Origin of the sequence: Mycobacterium colombiense CECT 3035, from assembly GCF_002105755.1 — a bacterium.
Classification (GTDB): domain Bacteria; phylum Actinomycetota; class Actinomycetes; order Mycobacteriales; family Mycobacteriaceae; genus Mycobacterium; species Mycobacterium colombiense.
Genome location: NZ_CP020821.1, coordinates 2,888,045 through 2,902,204, shown reverse-complemented (window position 1 = coordinate 2,902,204; position 14,160 = coordinate 2,888,045). Strand labels below are relative to the sequence as shown.

At 67.2% G+C, this 14,160-nt stretch carries 11 protein-coding genes and 1 riboswitch; of the genes, 2 read left to right on the top strand and 9 right to left on the bottom strand.

Going from position 1 to position 14,160, the window contains the following annotated elements; all coding sequences use genetic code 11:
* The first annotated feature begins 52 nt into the window (after positions 1 to 52).
* Positions 53 to 889, top strand: a complete 837-nt coding sequence (locus B9D87_RS13210) for an urease accessory protein UreD (RefSeq protein ID WP_238553508.1) — start codon at positions 53 to 55, stop codon at positions 887 to 889.
* A gap of 59 nt (positions 890 to 948) precedes the next feature.
* On the opposite strand, the gene B9D87_RS13205 is transcribed toward B9D87_RS13210, so the two are convergent.
* From B9D87_RS13205 to B9D87_RS13195, 3 genes are all read right to left on the bottom strand, one after another.
* On the bottom strand, positions 949 to 2,310 hold the full coding sequence (locus B9D87_RS13205) for an HNH endonuclease signature motif containing protein (protein ID WP_007776505.1): 1,362 nt from the start codon (positions 2,308 to 2,310) through the stop codon (positions 949 to 951).
* Positions 2,311 to 2,451: 141 nt separating this feature from the next.
* Positions 2,452 to 3,816, bottom strand: a complete 1,365-nt coding sequence (locus B9D87_RS13200) for a flavin monoamine oxidase family protein (RefSeq protein ID WP_007776504.1) — start codon at positions 3,814 to 3,816, stop codon at positions 2,452 to 2,454.
* A 159-nt stretch (positions 3,817 to 3,975) separates the two neighbouring features.
* Entirely contained in the window at positions 3,976 to 4,197 is a 222-nt protein-coding gene (locus B9D87_RS13195) for a hypothetical protein (protein ID WP_040631918.1), read from the bottom strand.
* A 125-nt stretch (positions 4,198 to 4,322) separates the two neighbouring features.
* Here B9D87_RS13195 and B9D87_RS13190 point away from each other — a divergent pair, with 125 nt between their 5' ends.
* On the top strand, positions 4,323 to 6,056 hold the full coding sequence (locus B9D87_RS13190) for a DUF3556 domain-containing protein (RefSeq protein WP_007776499.1): 1,734 nt from the start codon (positions 4,323 to 4,325) through the stop codon (positions 6,054 to 6,056).
* 68 nt (positions 6,057 to 6,124) lie between these two features.
* Here B9D87_RS13190 and metE read toward each other — a convergent pair whose 3' ends face one another.
* The 6 genes from metE to B9D87_RS13160 form a co-directional block, all read right to left on the bottom strand.
* Positions 6,125 to 8,395: a 5-methyltetrahydropteroyltriglutamate--homocysteine S-methyltransferase gene (gene metE, locus B9D87_RS13185; RefSeq protein ID WP_007776496.1), complete on the bottom strand. Its 2,271-nt coding sequence runs from the start codon at positions 8,393 to 8,395 to the stop codon at positions 6,125 to 6,127.
* 138 nt (positions 8,396 to 8,533) lie between these two features.
* A riboswitch (cobalamin riboswitch) is annotated at positions 8,534 to 8,741 on the bottom strand.
* Positions 8,742 to 8,790: 49 nt separating this feature from the next.
* Complete coding sequence (locus B9D87_RS13180) at positions 8,791 to 9,435, bottom strand: SDR family oxidoreductase (protein WP_007776494.1); 645 nt, start codon at positions 9,433 to 9,435, stop codon at positions 8,791 to 8,793.
* Between the two features lie 28 nt (positions 9,436 to 9,463).
* Positions 9,464 to 10,306 (bottom strand): SDR family oxidoreductase, encoded by an 843-nt coding sequence (locus B9D87_RS13175; RefSeq protein ID WP_007776490.1) that lies wholly within the window; start codon positions 10,304 to 10,306, stop codon positions 9,464 to 9,466.
* A gap of 95 nt (positions 10,307 to 10,401) precedes the next feature.
* A complete protein-coding gene (locus B9D87_RS13170; protein WP_007776489.1) occupies positions 10,402 to 11,679 on the bottom strand; it encodes a TetR/AcrR family transcriptional regulator in 1,278 nt (425 codons plus the stop codon).
* 194 nt (positions 11,680 to 11,873) lie between these two features.
* The gene (locus B9D87_RS13165; protein ID WP_007776486.1) at positions 11,874 to 12,989 is read right to left on the bottom strand and encodes an acyl-CoA dehydrogenase family protein; all 1,116 of its coding nucleotides are present in this window, start codon (positions 12,987 to 12,989) and stop codon (positions 11,874 to 11,876) included.
* The gene (locus tag B9D87_RS13160; RefSeq protein WP_007776483.1) at positions 12,986 to 14,134 is read right to left on the bottom strand and encodes an acyl-CoA dehydrogenase family protein; all 1,149 of its coding nucleotides are present in this window, start codon (positions 14,132 to 14,134) and stop codon (positions 12,986 to 12,988) included. Before B9D87_RS13160 ends, B9D87_RS13165 begins: the two co-directional genes overlap by 4 nt.
* Between the last annotated feature and the right edge of the window lie 26 nt (positions 14,135 to 14,160).

Genomic DNA, 14,160 nt, shown 5'->3' with positions numbered 1-14,160 from the left:
GACGATCCCGGCGGCCGTTCGTGGTTTCGCCGGATCGCCGGATACTTTGGCGGTGGGTCGCCCCGGCAAGGTAGGGCTGCTCGAGCTTGGCTTTGAGCGGGTTGGCGCGCGTACCGAGTTGGTGCGTCGCTATCAGAAGTCACCATTGCAGATCATGCGGCCGCTGTACGTCGACCCATGCCGACCGGATCTGCCCGTGGTCTATCTGATGTCGACCGGTGGCGGTGTGGTACAGGCAGATCGGCTGCGGCTGGATGTCGATTGCGGTGCCGACACCGCGGTGCACCTGACGACGCAGGCCGCGACCAAGGTGCACCACATGGATGCCGACTTCGCCACCCACACCGTTGGGCTGCGCGTGGGGCCGCGGGCCTACCTGGAGTATCTGCCCGACGCGCTCATCCCGTATCCCGGCGCACGGTTCTATCAGTCCACCATGGTGACCCTGGACCCGACCGCGACGGTGCTTGTCGGCGAGGTGCTCATGGCAGGGCGGCTGGCGCGACGCGAGCACCATCAATACGACGTTCTTGCCACCGATTTGGAGGTCGCCGATACCGACGGCGCCGCGGTCGCGATCGATCGGATCAGGTTCTCGCCGCATCAGTGCTCGGTGACTGGGCCAGGGATACTCGGGAAACACACGCTGATGGCAACGCTCTTCGTTGTGAGCCCGCTGCGCCCTGCCGCGGCGATTGCCGACGCGTTGCATGCCGAGGTCGCTGACCAGTTCGTCGCGGGGGTGAGCGTTCTTCCCGATGACCGCGGTGCATGGGTGCGCATCCTCGGCACAGATCCGCCAACCGTGCAGGTTGCGCTGCGCCGCGCCTGGGATGCGGCGCGGCGCTTGTTGATCGGCGTCCCGGCGCCGCCGCTGCGCAAGACCTGACCACCGACTCCTGCCCAAACGTGGCAGGCAGCCGACCGCCGGCCAAACAAGCCGGTTAGCTACGGGCCGTCGTCGTCCTCACCCGCCAGCACCTTCTCCGGGTGGTGAAAGGTGTTGGTACGCCGTTGGCCGCGGTCGAGGTGTGGCGGCGGGATCCATTCGGTGTCGCCGTTGGCGCGTTGTCGCGTGGTCCAGCCCTTGTCGAGGAGGCGGTGGTGGGGCCCGCAGGCCAGGGTGAGTTGGTCGATATCGGTGCGGTGGGTGTGTGCCCAGTCCTGGACATGGTGGACCTCGCAGTAGTAGCCGGCGACGTCACAGCCCGGGGCTGTGCACCCGCGGTCTTTGGCGTACAAGACGATCCGCTGGCCCGGTGCGGCAAGGCGTTTGGCGTGATACAGCGCCAGGGCTTTGCCGTGGTCGAAGATCGCCAGGTAGTGGTGGGCGTGGCGGGCCAGGCGGATGACGTCGGACATGGGTAGCAGGGTGCCGCCGCCGGTCAACCCGTGGCCGGTGGTGCGTTCGAGATCCTCGAGTGTGGTGGTGACGATGATGGAGGCCGGTAAGCCGTTGTGCTGTCCGAGGTTTCCGCTGGCGAGGACGGCGCGCAGGGCGGCGTTGAGGCCGTCGTGATTGCGCTGGCCGGCACTGCGGGTGTCGCGCTGCACCGCGTCTTGAGACGGGGCACCGTCGAGTACCGGTTGCTCGTCGTCGGGGTTGGCCATGCCGGGGGCGGCGAGTTTGGCCAGCACCGCCTCCCAGCTGGCTCGTGCTTCGGGTGTCAACCATCCGCTTAGCCGCGACATGCCGTCGGCCTGCTGTTGGCCGAGCACCAGCCCGCGCATCCGCGCCCGGTCGGCATCGGTGTAGCTGCCATCGGGATTCAGGCAATCCATCAGGCGCCGCGCCAGCTTGGCGAAGTGCTCGGGCCGGAACTCGGTGGCCTTGGCCGCCAGATGTTTTTCGGCGTGCACACACGTCTCGAGGTCGACGGACTCGGGCAACTGGTGGAAAAACCGGCGAATCACCGCCACATGGTCGGCCCCGATGGCGCCGTCGCGCTGGGCCGCCGCGGTCGCGGGCAGCACCGGCGCCAGCGGCTGGCCGGTCAGCGCCCGGCGCGGCCCGACATCGGCGGCCTCGGCGATCCGACGGCCGGCCTCGGCCCGGCTGATATGCAGCCGATCGGCCAGCGCCCACGACAGCTTGCCACCCAGCTCGGTCGGATCCGCTTGCTCGGCGATCTGATTGATCAGCTCATGACCTGGCGTTTGCAGCCGGCGCGTCTCGCGCTCGAATATCTCCAGCAGTTGCAGCCGCTCCGGGTTGGTCAGCGTCGCATACGAACGGGCACAGAAGCGGGAGACGACGGTACGCAACACGTCGACATCGCCCTGCAGCTCCTCACGATCAATCGAACGCATGTTCGAATACTACGTCCCGCCCCTGACAAGAAGCGTCGTGCCGAGACCACAGGTGCCAAAGTGGCGCAAGAGATTTGGCTCGCGCCAGACCGGCTACGCGACGGACCGGCTACGCGCCAGCCCGGCTACGCGCCAGACCGGCTACGCGACGGCGACGGTCTCGGCCTCGGTCACCTCGGCCGCGGCGCGCTCGCCCGAGCGGATGGCGCCGTCGATCCACCCGCACATGACGGCCGAGCTCTCGGTGCCGGCCCAATGGATCCGGCCACAGGGCGCGCGCAACGTATAGCCGTATTCGGTCAGCACGCCGGTGGGGGCGTGGCCGATCATGCCGCCGCCGGAGTAGCGATCCAACGTCCAGTTCTGTTCGTGGACCTCCAGCGGCGCCTTGGCCTTGCTGCCGAACCGGTCGACGAGTTCGTCGATGATTACCGCTCTGCGCTCGGACTCGTCGAGTCGTGTCAGCCGGCGCGCCGCGGGCCCTTCGGTGATGACGCACATGATCCCCGGGTCCCCGGTGTCCGTGCAGGCGTCGATGGTCAGGGTGGCCGGGGATCCCGGCGCCGCGGACTGGCCGGAGAGCCCGTCGGCGCGCCAGAACGGCTCGTCGTAGATGAGCGAGATCTTGATGACCGCGCCGCTCGGCATGCGCTGGTGCAGAAACGCCCGGTCCACCGGAAGCATCGGCTCGTACAGGATCGAGGTGGCGATCGCCAGCGGGATAGCGACGATGACGCGGCGCGCCCGCACCGTGAGCTCCGCGGCGCTGACCGTCACGCCTTGGGCATCCTGGGTGATCTGCCGGACTGGCTGCGAAAGGTGCAGCGCGTCACCGAGTTCGGCCACGATCGGGCGGTGCAGTGCCCCCATCCCACCGACCGGGCGGGCATCCTGCGAGCCGCCCTTGCCCGATATCGCGAAGGTGAGTCCGCCTGCGGAGGCCGTCTGCAGCAGCCCCCACAGCAACGACGTCTCTGATGCTGCCGAGGTGTAGAGGCCGGCAAAGGCCATGTCCAGCATCTCGGCGGCTTCCGACGACATGGAATTCTTTTCGATCCATTGCCCGATGCTGATTCGGTCCCACTCTTGGGCCTTCTTCGCCTCCCAGGGGGCCTCGCGGGGAATCGCTTTGCACATCTTCTCGATGGCGGCCAGGCCGAGCCCGAGGTTGGCGACGGCCAACGGGCTCACGGTCCACGGGATCGTGCCGCCATAGCGGTGTTTCTTGCCGCCGACGATCATCATGGCGTCGCCGTCGTTGTGCTGCTTGTACTCCGGCACGCCGAACTCGTCCATCAGCGCATAGATTCGGTCCTGGCCGGGACCGATCCACGCGCCGCCGCGGTCGATCCATGTCCCGTCGGCTCTGGTCTCGGTGAAGGTGCGGCCACCGACCCGATCTCGCGCCTCCAGCAAGGCCACCGAATGGCCCGCCTGCTTGAGCCGCAACGCGGCCGTCAAACCCGCGAATCCGGCTCCGACCACGCAATAGTCGACCTCAGACACGGCTGGCTCCTCAACCTCGCCCACCCCAGCAGCAAACTACACCGGTCGGGTGCCCTCGGTGGCCGGTTAACGCAGATTTCCGCGGGAGTTCGCGGGGCCGGCGGCCGGGCGGGTGGTGATGCAGACGTACCGGGTAGCCGAAATATGTTGGTGCACAGTCTAATCGGTTGACGACGGCCCGCCGTATTGCCACACCAGCCCATGCGGTCCGGTGGTCGTCGGGTTGCACCACATCGGTCTGCCGTTGACGTCCTGGGTGGTCGAGCGCAACACCGTGCACTCGTCGCCGGGCGCCGGTGGATCGGCACGGCCGTCGGCGGCCGACACGATCGCGAAGACGGCGGCGGCCGTTGCCCATCCGAGGGACCAAGAACTGCTCATGATGAAAAGCCCCCTCAGCACATGCCGACCCGCCTTCAACGGTATCCACGTGAAAGGCGCAGGCAAAGATCTCTTGCGCACGGTTGCAGTACGCAGCCCTAGAACACGTTCTAGTCTGTGGAACCATGGGATTTCTGAAGCCCGAGCTGCCGCAGCTCGACATGGCCGAATGGAACAAGGGCACCCGCAGCGAGAAGATCCGGCCGATGGCCAAGCACTGGGCCGAGGTGGGCTTCGGTACGCCGGTCGTGCTGCATCTGTTCTATGTCGTCAAGATCCTGCTGTACATCCTCGGCGCATGGCTGTTCGCTTCGGCGACCGACGGCCTCGGTGGCTTCACCCGCGTCGCATCGTGGTGGTCGGAGCCGATCGTGTTCGAGAAGGTGGTTCTCTACACGATGCTCTTCGAGGTGATCGGGCTGGGTTGCGGCTTCGGCCCGTTGAACAACCGGTTCTTCCCGCCGATGGGCTCGATCCTGTACTGGATGCGCTTCGGCACCATCCGGCTGCCACCGTGGCCGGATCGGGTCCCGCTCACCAAGGGCACCAAGCGCAAACCGGTCGACGTAGCGCTCTACGCGCTGTTCCTACTGGTGACCCTGGCGGCGCTGTTCGCCGACGGCACCGGGCCGATACCCGAATTAGGCACCACGATCGGGCTGCTGCCCGCGTGGAAGATCGTGCTGATCCTGTTGCTGCTGGCGGTGGTCGGGCTGCGCGACAAGGTGATCTTCCTGGCCGCCCGCGGCGAGGTGTACGCAACCATGGCGGTGACGTTCCTGTTCGCCGCGCCCGACATGATCGTCGGGTCCAAGGTGGTGTTCCTGGTGATATGGATGGGCGCGGCCACATCCAAGCTCAACAAACACTTTCCGTTCGTCATCTCCACGATGATGTCCAACAACCCGCTGGTGCGGCCCCGCTGGCTGAAACGGCGCTTCTTCGAGAGCTTCCCGGATGATCTGCGGCCCGGACGGCTGTCGCGATGGCTGGCGCACCTGAGCACCGCCATCGAGATGTTGGTGCCGTTACCGCTGTTCTTCTGTCACGGCGGCTGGCCCGTCACGATCGCGGCCATCGCGATGGTCTGTTTCCATCTGGGGATCCTGGTCTCGATCCCGATGGGCGTGCCCCTGGAGTGGAACGTCTTCATGATCTTCGGGGTGTTGTCGCTGTTCGTCGCGCACACCCACATCGGGCTGCGCGACCTGCGGCACCCGGTGGTGGTGGCGGTCCTGTTCGTCGTCATCGCGGGAATCGTCGTGTTGGGCAACATGTTTCCGCGCAAGATCTCGTTCCTGCCCGGGATGCGTTACTACGCAGGCAACTGGGACACCACGCTGTGGTGCATCAAGGGATCGGCCAACGACAAGATCGGCAGGGGCATCGTGGCGATCGCCAGCATGCCGCAGGCCCAGCTGGAGCGGTTCTACGGCAGCCCCGAGGCGGCGCAGATCCCCATCTACATGGGATATGCGTTCCGCGGCTTCAACACTCACGGCCGCGCGCTGTTCACGCTGGCGCACCGAGCGATGGCGGGCCAGAACGAGGACGACTACGTCATCACCGACGGTGAGCGGATCTGCAGCACCGCCATCGGCTGGAACTTCGGCGACGGCCACATGCACAACGAGCAACTGATCGCCGCCCTGCAGGAGCGCTGCCACTTCGAACCGGGCGAGGTCCGCGTGGTGCTGCTCGACGCGCAACCGATTCACAAGCAGACCCAGACGTACCGGCTGGTCGACGCGGCCACGGGGGAATTCGAGCGCGGCATCGTCCGGGTCGCCGACATGGTCGTCCGCCAACCCTGGGCCGACGACGTTCCGGTGCAGGTGGTATCGGAGCAGCCGGAGTAGGTCCGCGAGCGTAAGCCCACTGCGAAATAATCGCCCGGAAATCACAGTGGGCTTACGCTCGAGAAATCCTAAGCGTTCGCCCGGACCTCCGCGGCGGCGGCGACCATGTTCTTCAGCGACGCGTTCACCTCGTCGGTGTTGCGGGTCTTCAGCCCGCAGTCGGGATTGACCCACAGCCGCTCGGCCGGCACCGCCCGCAGGGCCGCGCGCAGCGACTCGGCCATCTCCTTCGTGCTCGGCACCCGCGGCGAGTGGATGTCGTAGACGCCCGGGCCCACGCTGTTGGAGAAGCCGATCGAATTCAGGTCGTCCAGCACCTCCATGTGTGAGCGGGCCGCCTCGATGGACGTCACGTCGGCGTCCAGGTCGGCGATCGCTCCGATCACCTCACCGAATTCCGAGTAGCACAGGTGGGTGTGGATCTGGGTGGAGTCCGCGACGCCCGAGGTCGCCAGGCGGAAAGACCCTACGGCCCAACGCAAGTACTCCTCCTGGTCGGCCCGGCGCAGCGGCAGCAGCTCACGCAGCGCGGGCTCGTCGACCTGGATCACCGCGATGCCCGCGGCCTCCAAGTCCACGGTCTCGTCGCGGATGGCCAGCGCCACCTGGTTGGCCGTGTCGGCCAGCGGCTGGTCGTCGCGGACGAACGACCACGCCAGGATCGTCACCGGGCCGGTCAGCATGCCCTTGACCGGCTTGTCGGTCAGCGACTGCGCATACTTGGCCCACTCCACCGTCATCGGGCGCTGGCGGATCACGTCGCCGAAGAGCACCGGTGGCCGCACGCAGCGGCTGCCGTAGGACTGCACCCAGCCGTTCTTGGTGGCGAAGAAGCCGTCCAGCTGCTCGGCGAAGTACTGCACCATGTCGTTTCGCTCCGGCTCGCCGTGCACCAGCACGTCGATCCCGAGGCTCTCCTGCAGCTTGATGACGTCGGCGATCTCCTGCTTCATCCGCCTCTGGTACTCGGCCTCATCGATCTCCCCGGCGACCAGCGCGGCGCGCGCCTTGCGGATCTCGACGGTCTGGGGGAACGACCCGATGGTGGTGGTCGGAAGGGGCGGCAGGTGCAGCCGTGCGTCCTGGCTGGCGCGGCGCCCGGCGGCGTCACCCCGGTGCGTCCCCGATGCGACGATCGAGTCGATGCGGGCCCGGAGGTCGTCGTTGTGCAGCCGCGGGTCTTTGCGGCGGGACGCCACCGCGGCGTTGGAGGCCTCGATGTCCCCGGCGACGGCGTCGCGGCCCTCGTGCAGCGCGCGCGACAGCGTCACCACTTCGGCGACCTTCTCCTGACCGAACGCCAGCCAGCTGCGCAGCGCGTCGTCGAGGCCGGTCTCCGGCTCCAGCGAGTACGGCACGTGCAGCGTCGAACACGACGTCGAGACCGCGACGTTGGCGGCCGAACCCTTCAGCGTCTCCAGCTTGCCCAGCGCCGCCTCCAGGTCGGTGCGCCAGATGTTGCGCCCGTCGACGACGCCGGCCACCACCGTCTTGGTGGCGAGCTCGGGCACCGCGGCGATCGCGGTGTCGGCGCCGTAGACCAGGTCGACGCCGATCGCCTCGACGGGCGTGCGGGCCAGCCCGGCCAGCGAGGCGCCGGGGTCACCGAAGTAGGTGGCGACGTAGATGGCCGGCCGGTTGCTCACCGAACCCAGCTTGTTGTAGACGGCCTCGGCCAAAGCAGGGGCGTCGGGGGAGATGTCGGTGACCAGCGCGGGCTCATCGATCTGGACCCATTGCGCGCCGTTGTCGGCCAGCAGCGACAGCAGCTCCGAGTAAATCGGCACTAGCTCCTGCAGCCGCTCGATCGGCGGGCCGCCGCCGTCGACGCCCTTGCTCAGCAGCAGGAACGTGACCGGTCCGATGATCACCGGGCGCGCTGGAATCCCTTGCTCGAGAGCCTCTTTCAGCTCCGAGAGCACCTTGTTCGGGTTCAGTGAAAACTCTGTCGACGGCCCGATCTCCGGAACGATGTAGTGGTAGTTGGTATCGAACCACTTGGTCATCTCCAGCGGCGCGACGTCCTTGTTGCCGCGCGCCGCCGCGAAGTAGCGGTCCAGGTCGTCGGCGACCTGCGCGGCCCGGGCCGGCAGCGCGCCCAGCATGGCCGCGGTGTCGAGCACCTGGTCGTAATAGGAGAAGGTGTTCACCGGCACGGAGTCCAGCCCGGCGTCGAGCAGGCCCTTCCAGGTGTCGCGGCGCAGTGTGGCGGCGACCTTTTCCAGATCGGCCCGGCTGGTGCGTCCGGCCCAGTAGCCCTCGGTGGCGCGCTTGAGTTCGCGCTTGGGGCCGATGCGCGGCGAGCCGACAACAGTTGCGGTGAATGCTTGGGGGGTCACGATATTCGTCCTTCAATTGGCGTGGTGGTCACCGCCGGCGGACGTGCAGCCGATCCGTTAGCGGTGCGTACCCAGGTACTAACCCGCAACGGCTGCAGCCTAACGCCCATTCCTCGAGGCGATGAGCCGCCGGACGCGGCGCGCCCGGCACAGCTGGCAGGTCTCCGGACTCGCAGGCGCGCACTCCGTGGTGCTCCTAATGGCCGTCGCTTCCCAGTCTTGCGACCAGTGCTTGCCAAAAACTCTGACGGCGGTCGTTCCTGCATACCGTTGCGGGACAGTCCCGGATTCTCACCGGGTTCCCTCTTACGAAGCTGGACTAACATCCCGCTTCGCTCGATGCCGGCACCGCGTGCTGCGGCGCGCCGGCAAACCAGCTGCGAGATGAAGTTTAATCAGCCTGCCAAGGCGTCCGCGATCGGGATGTCGCCGTTGTTGAATTCGATCGTCCGCCGGATGGTCGAATCGTCGGCCAGCGCGGCGGCCGCGACGAGCGCAACGTCGGCGCGCGACACCTCCCCCTTGCCCTTCTCACCGACGGTGATCTTGCCGGTCGCGGGTTCCAGCGTGAGCCGGCCGGGACCCAGCACCGTCCAGTCCAGGTCGCTGTCTCGCAGGTGCGCATCTGCGGCGGCCTTGGCCTCGGCATAGGCGAAGAACGGATCACCTTGCGGCACACCGTGATCCGGGCGCGCACCGAAGTAGGACACCATCACGAACCGTTTGACGCCCGCCCGTGCGGCCGCGTCGATAACCCGGATCGCCGCGTCGCGGTCGACGGCATAGGTGCGTTCGGGGTTGCCACCGCCCGCGCCGGCCGAGAAGACAACCGCGTCGTGCTCGCTGATCAATGCGGCCAGCGCGCCGGTGTCGAGCCGCTCGATGTCGGCCACTATCGGCTCGGCGCCGGTGGCCGCGATATCGCCGGAGTGGTCGGGATTGCGGAAGACCGAGCTCACCCCGTCGCCGCGCTCGGTCAGGATGCGGGCCAGGTGCAACGCGACCTTGCCGTGGCCGCCGATGACGATGACTTTTGCCATGCCCCGACGGTAGCGCGGCGGTAACCCCCTAGAGCTTGACCTTGCCCATGATGATGTCGATGATCGGCTTGCCGGGCGCGTAGGCACCCGTCATCGAGGCCATCGTGTGTCCGGAGTCCACCAGCAGCGTGATCCCGCTGATGCCGCAGGCCGCCTCGCTGTTGAGGAAGGTCATCACGTCGCCCATCTGCTCGGGGGTGTGCACCTTCGAGCCGGTTTCGTCGCGGTAGTCCTGGGCGAAGGACAGCCACAGGTCCGCGTTCGCCTGGGCCAGCGGGGTGTCGGTCGGTCCCGGGCAGATGGCGTTGATCCGAATGCCCTTCTTCGCCAGCGGATAGCCCTGGGTGGCGACGTAGGTGTTGATCACCTTCTTGCTGGTGCCGTAGTGGTTGATCCCTTCGGCCTCGTGTGCCTGGCACCAGGCCTCGGCCGCGGCGAAGTCAGGCGTGGCCAAAAATTCCAGCATCAGGTCCAAATCGTTCTCCCAGCCCATGCCGGCCACCGAGGAGATGAAGCAGATGGCCGAGCCGTTGGGGAGCTTGTCCTGTTCCAGCAGCCGGTCGATGAGGTGGCGGTGGCCGATGAAGTTGATCTTCATCAGGTCGATCGTGCCGTCGGCGACGCCGGCGGCGGAGAACACCGCGTGGATCGGGCCGTCGATCTGTTCGAGGGCGGAATCGATCGACGCGGGGTCGCGCAGGTCCACCTGGACGGACTGGGCGACCTTGTAGTCCACCGGCGCGTAGTCCATCACGATGACTTCGGCACCCAGCTCGGCCGCTGACTTGGCCGCCGCGGCGCCCATGCCAGTCGCGCCACCAACGATGAGAGCGCGCTTGCCGTCGTAGCGCAACCGATCGACAATGGTCATGGAAATCCCCTTCTCGGATAATGCCAACGCGGTTCTAACTGCTCAACTGTATGGGTAACAGTTATTTGGTTCAATACCGGGGCGGTTAATTGGGCTTACTTGCCGCGGACGGCGACGCCGCGCAGGACGGTGTCGCGAACGTGCAGCAAAGCGGGGCGTTTGCCGATCTCGACGAGGATGTTCTCCGGAATCCACTGCAAGCCGATGAGGCAGCGCGCCAGCATCGCGGTCGACGGCGCGTCCATCGCGATCTCGCCCGAGCGGAGCCCTTCGGAGAGCAGCGATTTCATCTGTCGCAGGCGTGTCGTGTAGGACCAGCCCGGGTTCGCGGTCGGCGGCGACAGCCGCATCCAGGCCAGTTGAATCCTGAACTCGTCGGAGAACTGGTCCAACGCATTGACGTTCACCCAGCTCAGCGCGTCCAGCTTCTCGGTGGGTGTGGCGTCGGAACGCAGCACGCTGATCCAGCCCGCCTCCACCTTCTTGCCGAACGAGCGCATGATCGAGTCCAGCAGTTCGTCCTTCGATCCGATCACCCGGTACACCGTGCCGGTGCCCAGACCGGCCGCCGAGGCGATGTCCCGGATGGTCGTGACCTCGTATCCCCTGCGGCCGAATTCCGTCCGCGCCACCGCGCGCACCAGCGCCGCCTTGTCACTCGGGTCCGCATCGCTGTCGTCGGACCACGTCGCGATGACGTTCTCGGCGGCGGCAAAGGCGTTCGAGCGGTCCAGCGCCGAGTCGGTAGGCGGCCGAGTTGCTAAGCCCTGCAAGATTATTCGGCACAGCAGTTCGGCCACCTGGTTGGCCGATGAAGTGTGGCGCATGACGTCGAGGCCGACCTGCAGCATGGTCTGGCAGATTCGATCGGCCAACGTCGGCAGATCGATGTCGGTTCTGATGTAGCCGCTCCACCGGCCGGCCCGCAGCGTCTGCAGCATCGCCTCCTGGATGGCGACGGGGCGCTGCTGCGTCAGCTTTGTCAGCTCCGGGTCCGTGCCCGGTCCCTCGTAGAACGACATCTGCAACGCCGCGCGGTGTTCGACGGCGCAGTTGGCGATCGCCGACCCCAGCTCGATGATCTGGTCGGCGACCGGACGAGCGTCGGGTCCGTCCAGCCTCTCCTGCGCGGACCGCCCGATGCGCTCCAGATCCTCCTGGTAGCGCAGGATCAGCTCGACGAGAATGGCTTCTTTGGACTCGAAGTGGTGGTACAGGCTGCCGGGAAGAATGCCTGCGGCATCAGCGATCTCCTGCAGCGACGTCCGCAGTCCCGAGGATGCGATCAATGACGCGGCGGTGGCCAGGATCTCGGCGCGGCGGCTCGGAGAATCAGCTGTGCCGCTGGCCCGCAATGACTCGGCCTTCGCCATGGTTAGCGGTGTGCAAATCCGGACGATTGCGGGATTGCGAGCATTCGCATTCGTCCTCTCTTACCGAACCAAATCTTTGTTAGAGGCTATCAGACTGCCCGCGCTGAATGCGCTGCACAAAGCGGTGAAAGCCCCATTCTAGAGCGGGTGGCCGTTCCAGTGGTCGCATGCGACGACGAGGCATTCGATATCCATCACTGCCCGCCCCTCTTGGCAAGGCGCGCTCCGAGTTCGGTGAGGTATTCGTCGGGGCCGCCGCGCAACGCGCTCCAGCTCAGCAGGCGCTTGAGGTAGAGGTGAGCGTCGTGCTCCCAGGTGTAGCCGATCCCACCGAACACCTGGATGGCGGTGTCGGCCACGGTGGCCAGTCGCCCGGCGAACGCCTTCGCGCGCAGGGCGGCGAGATGACGCTCTTCGCCACCGTCGGCGCCTGGGAAAGCGTCGCTGGCCCACAGCGCGTGGATCACCCCGCTGCGGGCCAGCTCGACGGTCTCGAACATGTCCACACACAGGTGCTGGACGGCCTGGAAGGAGCCGATCGGCTGGCCGAATTGTGTTCTGCTTTTCGCGTATTCGACGGCCAGGTCCATGATGGCGCGCGCGGCGCCCAACGCGTCGGCCGCGGTGGCGATCAGCACGTCGTCGATCACCGCCGTCAGGTCGTCCGCGGGCGCCGCGGCGAGTCGCTGCGCGGGTACCGCGTCGAACGTGACGCGGAACCGCTTGCGGGTGTGGTCGATGCCGTGTTCGGGAGTGAGCGACAACCCGATGGAGCCGCGCCGCGCCGCGAAAAGCGCGGTGCCGTGGTCGTCTTCGGCCACCACGAGCAGAACATCGGCGGCAGCGGCGTCGGGCACCGCGGCGATCTCGCCGCGTAAAACGATCGTGTCGTCGCGTCGGCCCGCGGCGATCGAGGTGGGTGCCGGGTCCGGGAAGCAAACGGTGGCCACCGTGGTGCCGTCGGCGATGCCGCGCAACAACTTCGGGGCGACGTCGTCGTCCCCGAGCCGGGTCAGCGCCCGCGCGGCGGCCACCGCCGTCGACAACCACGGCCCCGGATGCAGCGCGGCGCCCAGCTCTTCGGCGACGATTCCGGCCTCGACCATCGTCATGCCGGCGCCGCCGTACTCCTCGGGCACCAGCAGGCCGGTGGTTCCGAGGTTGGCGAGGCCCCGCCAGACCGCCTCGTCCGTCCCGGCCGGATCGTCGAGCAGCGCCCGCACGTGTCGCGAAATCGGTGCCTTCTCGGCGAGGAAGCGCCGCGTGGTGTCGCGCAACGCCACCTGTTCGTCGGTGAGTTCGAGGTTCATTTGCGCGGCAGCCCCAGCACTCGTTGCGCGGTGATGTTCTTGTTGATCTGCGTGGTGCCGCCCGCGATGGTCAGCGACCGCGACGTCAGGCGGTAGTTCGCCCACGGCGCGCCGGCGCCCCGGGTGCCCAGAGCGTCGAAGGCCAGCGCGGCCAGGTCCTGGCCGATCTCGCCCCACACGGTCTTGGCGAGGCTGGCCGACCCCAGTGCGTCACCGCCATGCAGCGTCGCCGAGATCGACCGCTGACACAGGACCTCGAGATACTTGATGCGGACCGCGATTTCGCCGAGGCGCCGCAGTGTCACCGGATCGTCCAGCGCGCCGGTGCCGGCGGCGGCCAGATCGTCGACCAGCTCTTCGAGGCGCACCTGCATCTCCGCGTACAGCCTGGCGGCCCCGGCGCGCTCGTGGCTGAGCGTGGTGGTGGCCACCTGCCAGCCCGCATTGAGCGGGCCGAGCAACGCGTCCGCCGGCACCGACACGTCGTGGAAGAAGACCTCGGCGAAATCGGCGTCACCGTTGAGCGTGACCAGCGGACGCACCTCGATGCCCGGCAGCGTCATATCGACGATCAGGCAGGAGATCCCCTTGTGCTTGGGCGCCTCGGGATTGGTGCGCACGTAGAGCTGGCACCAGTCGGCCCGATGCCCCAGTGAGGTCCAGATCTTCTGGCCGTTGACCACGAAGTCGTCACCGTCCCGCACGGCGCGGGTGCGCAGCGCCGCGAGGTCTGATCCCGCCTCTGGCTCCGACATGCCCTGACACCAGATCTCGTCGGCGCGCATCATGCGGGGAAGCAGCGTGAGCTTCTGTTGCTCGGTGCCGTATTGCATGATTGCCGGTGCGATGTTGTTGATCCCAATCACATTGAGCGGCATGGGAGCTCGGGCGCGGGTGGTCTCTTCGGTGTAGACCAGCTGCTCGAGCACCGTCGCGCCGCGGCCACCGTATTCGGGCGGCCAGGACACGGCGGCCCATCCCGCGTCGGCCATCGTCGCGTTCCACTCGCGCAACATCTCGAACGCGGCGTCGTCGCGGCCGGTGGGCCGGCGCGCGGCCACCAGCTGGTCGGTCAGGTTCTGCGAGAGCCAGTCACGCAGCTCGCTGCGGAACCGTTCCACGTCCGCGGGATATGAAAAGTCCACGTTCCTCTGTCTTCAGCGTCGTAAAC

Excerpts from the sequence above, each read along its gene's own strand:
- B9D87_RS13205 (WP_007776505.1), bottom strand. The coding sequence starts at position 2,310 with ATGCGTTCGATTGATCGTGAGGAGCTGCAGGGCGATGTCGACGTGTTG.
- B9D87_RS13195 (WP_040631918.1), bottom strand. The coding sequence starts at position 4,197 with ATGAGCAGTTCTTGGTCCCTCGGATGGGCAACGGCCGCCGCCGTCTTC.
- B9D87_RS13190 (WP_007776499.1), top strand. The coding sequence starts at position 4,323 with ATGGGATTTCTGAAGCCCGAGCTGCCGCAGCTCGACATGGCCGAATGG.
- B9D87_RS13180 (WP_007776494.1), bottom strand. The coding sequence starts at position 9,435 with ATGGCAAAAGTCATCGTCATCGGCGGCCACGGCAAGGTCGCGTTGCAC.
- B9D87_RS13175 (WP_007776490.1), bottom strand. The coding sequence starts at position 10,306 with ATGACCATTGTCGATCGGTTGCGCTACGACGGCAAGCGCGCTCTCATC.
- B9D87_RS13170 (WP_007776489.1), bottom strand. The coding sequence starts at position 11,679 with ATGGCGAAGGCCGAGTCATTGCGGGCCAGCGGCACAGCTGATTCTCCG.
- B9D87_RS13165 (WP_007776486.1), bottom strand. The coding sequence starts at position 12,989 with ATGAACCTCGAACTCACCGACGAACAGGTGGCGTTGCGCGACACCACG.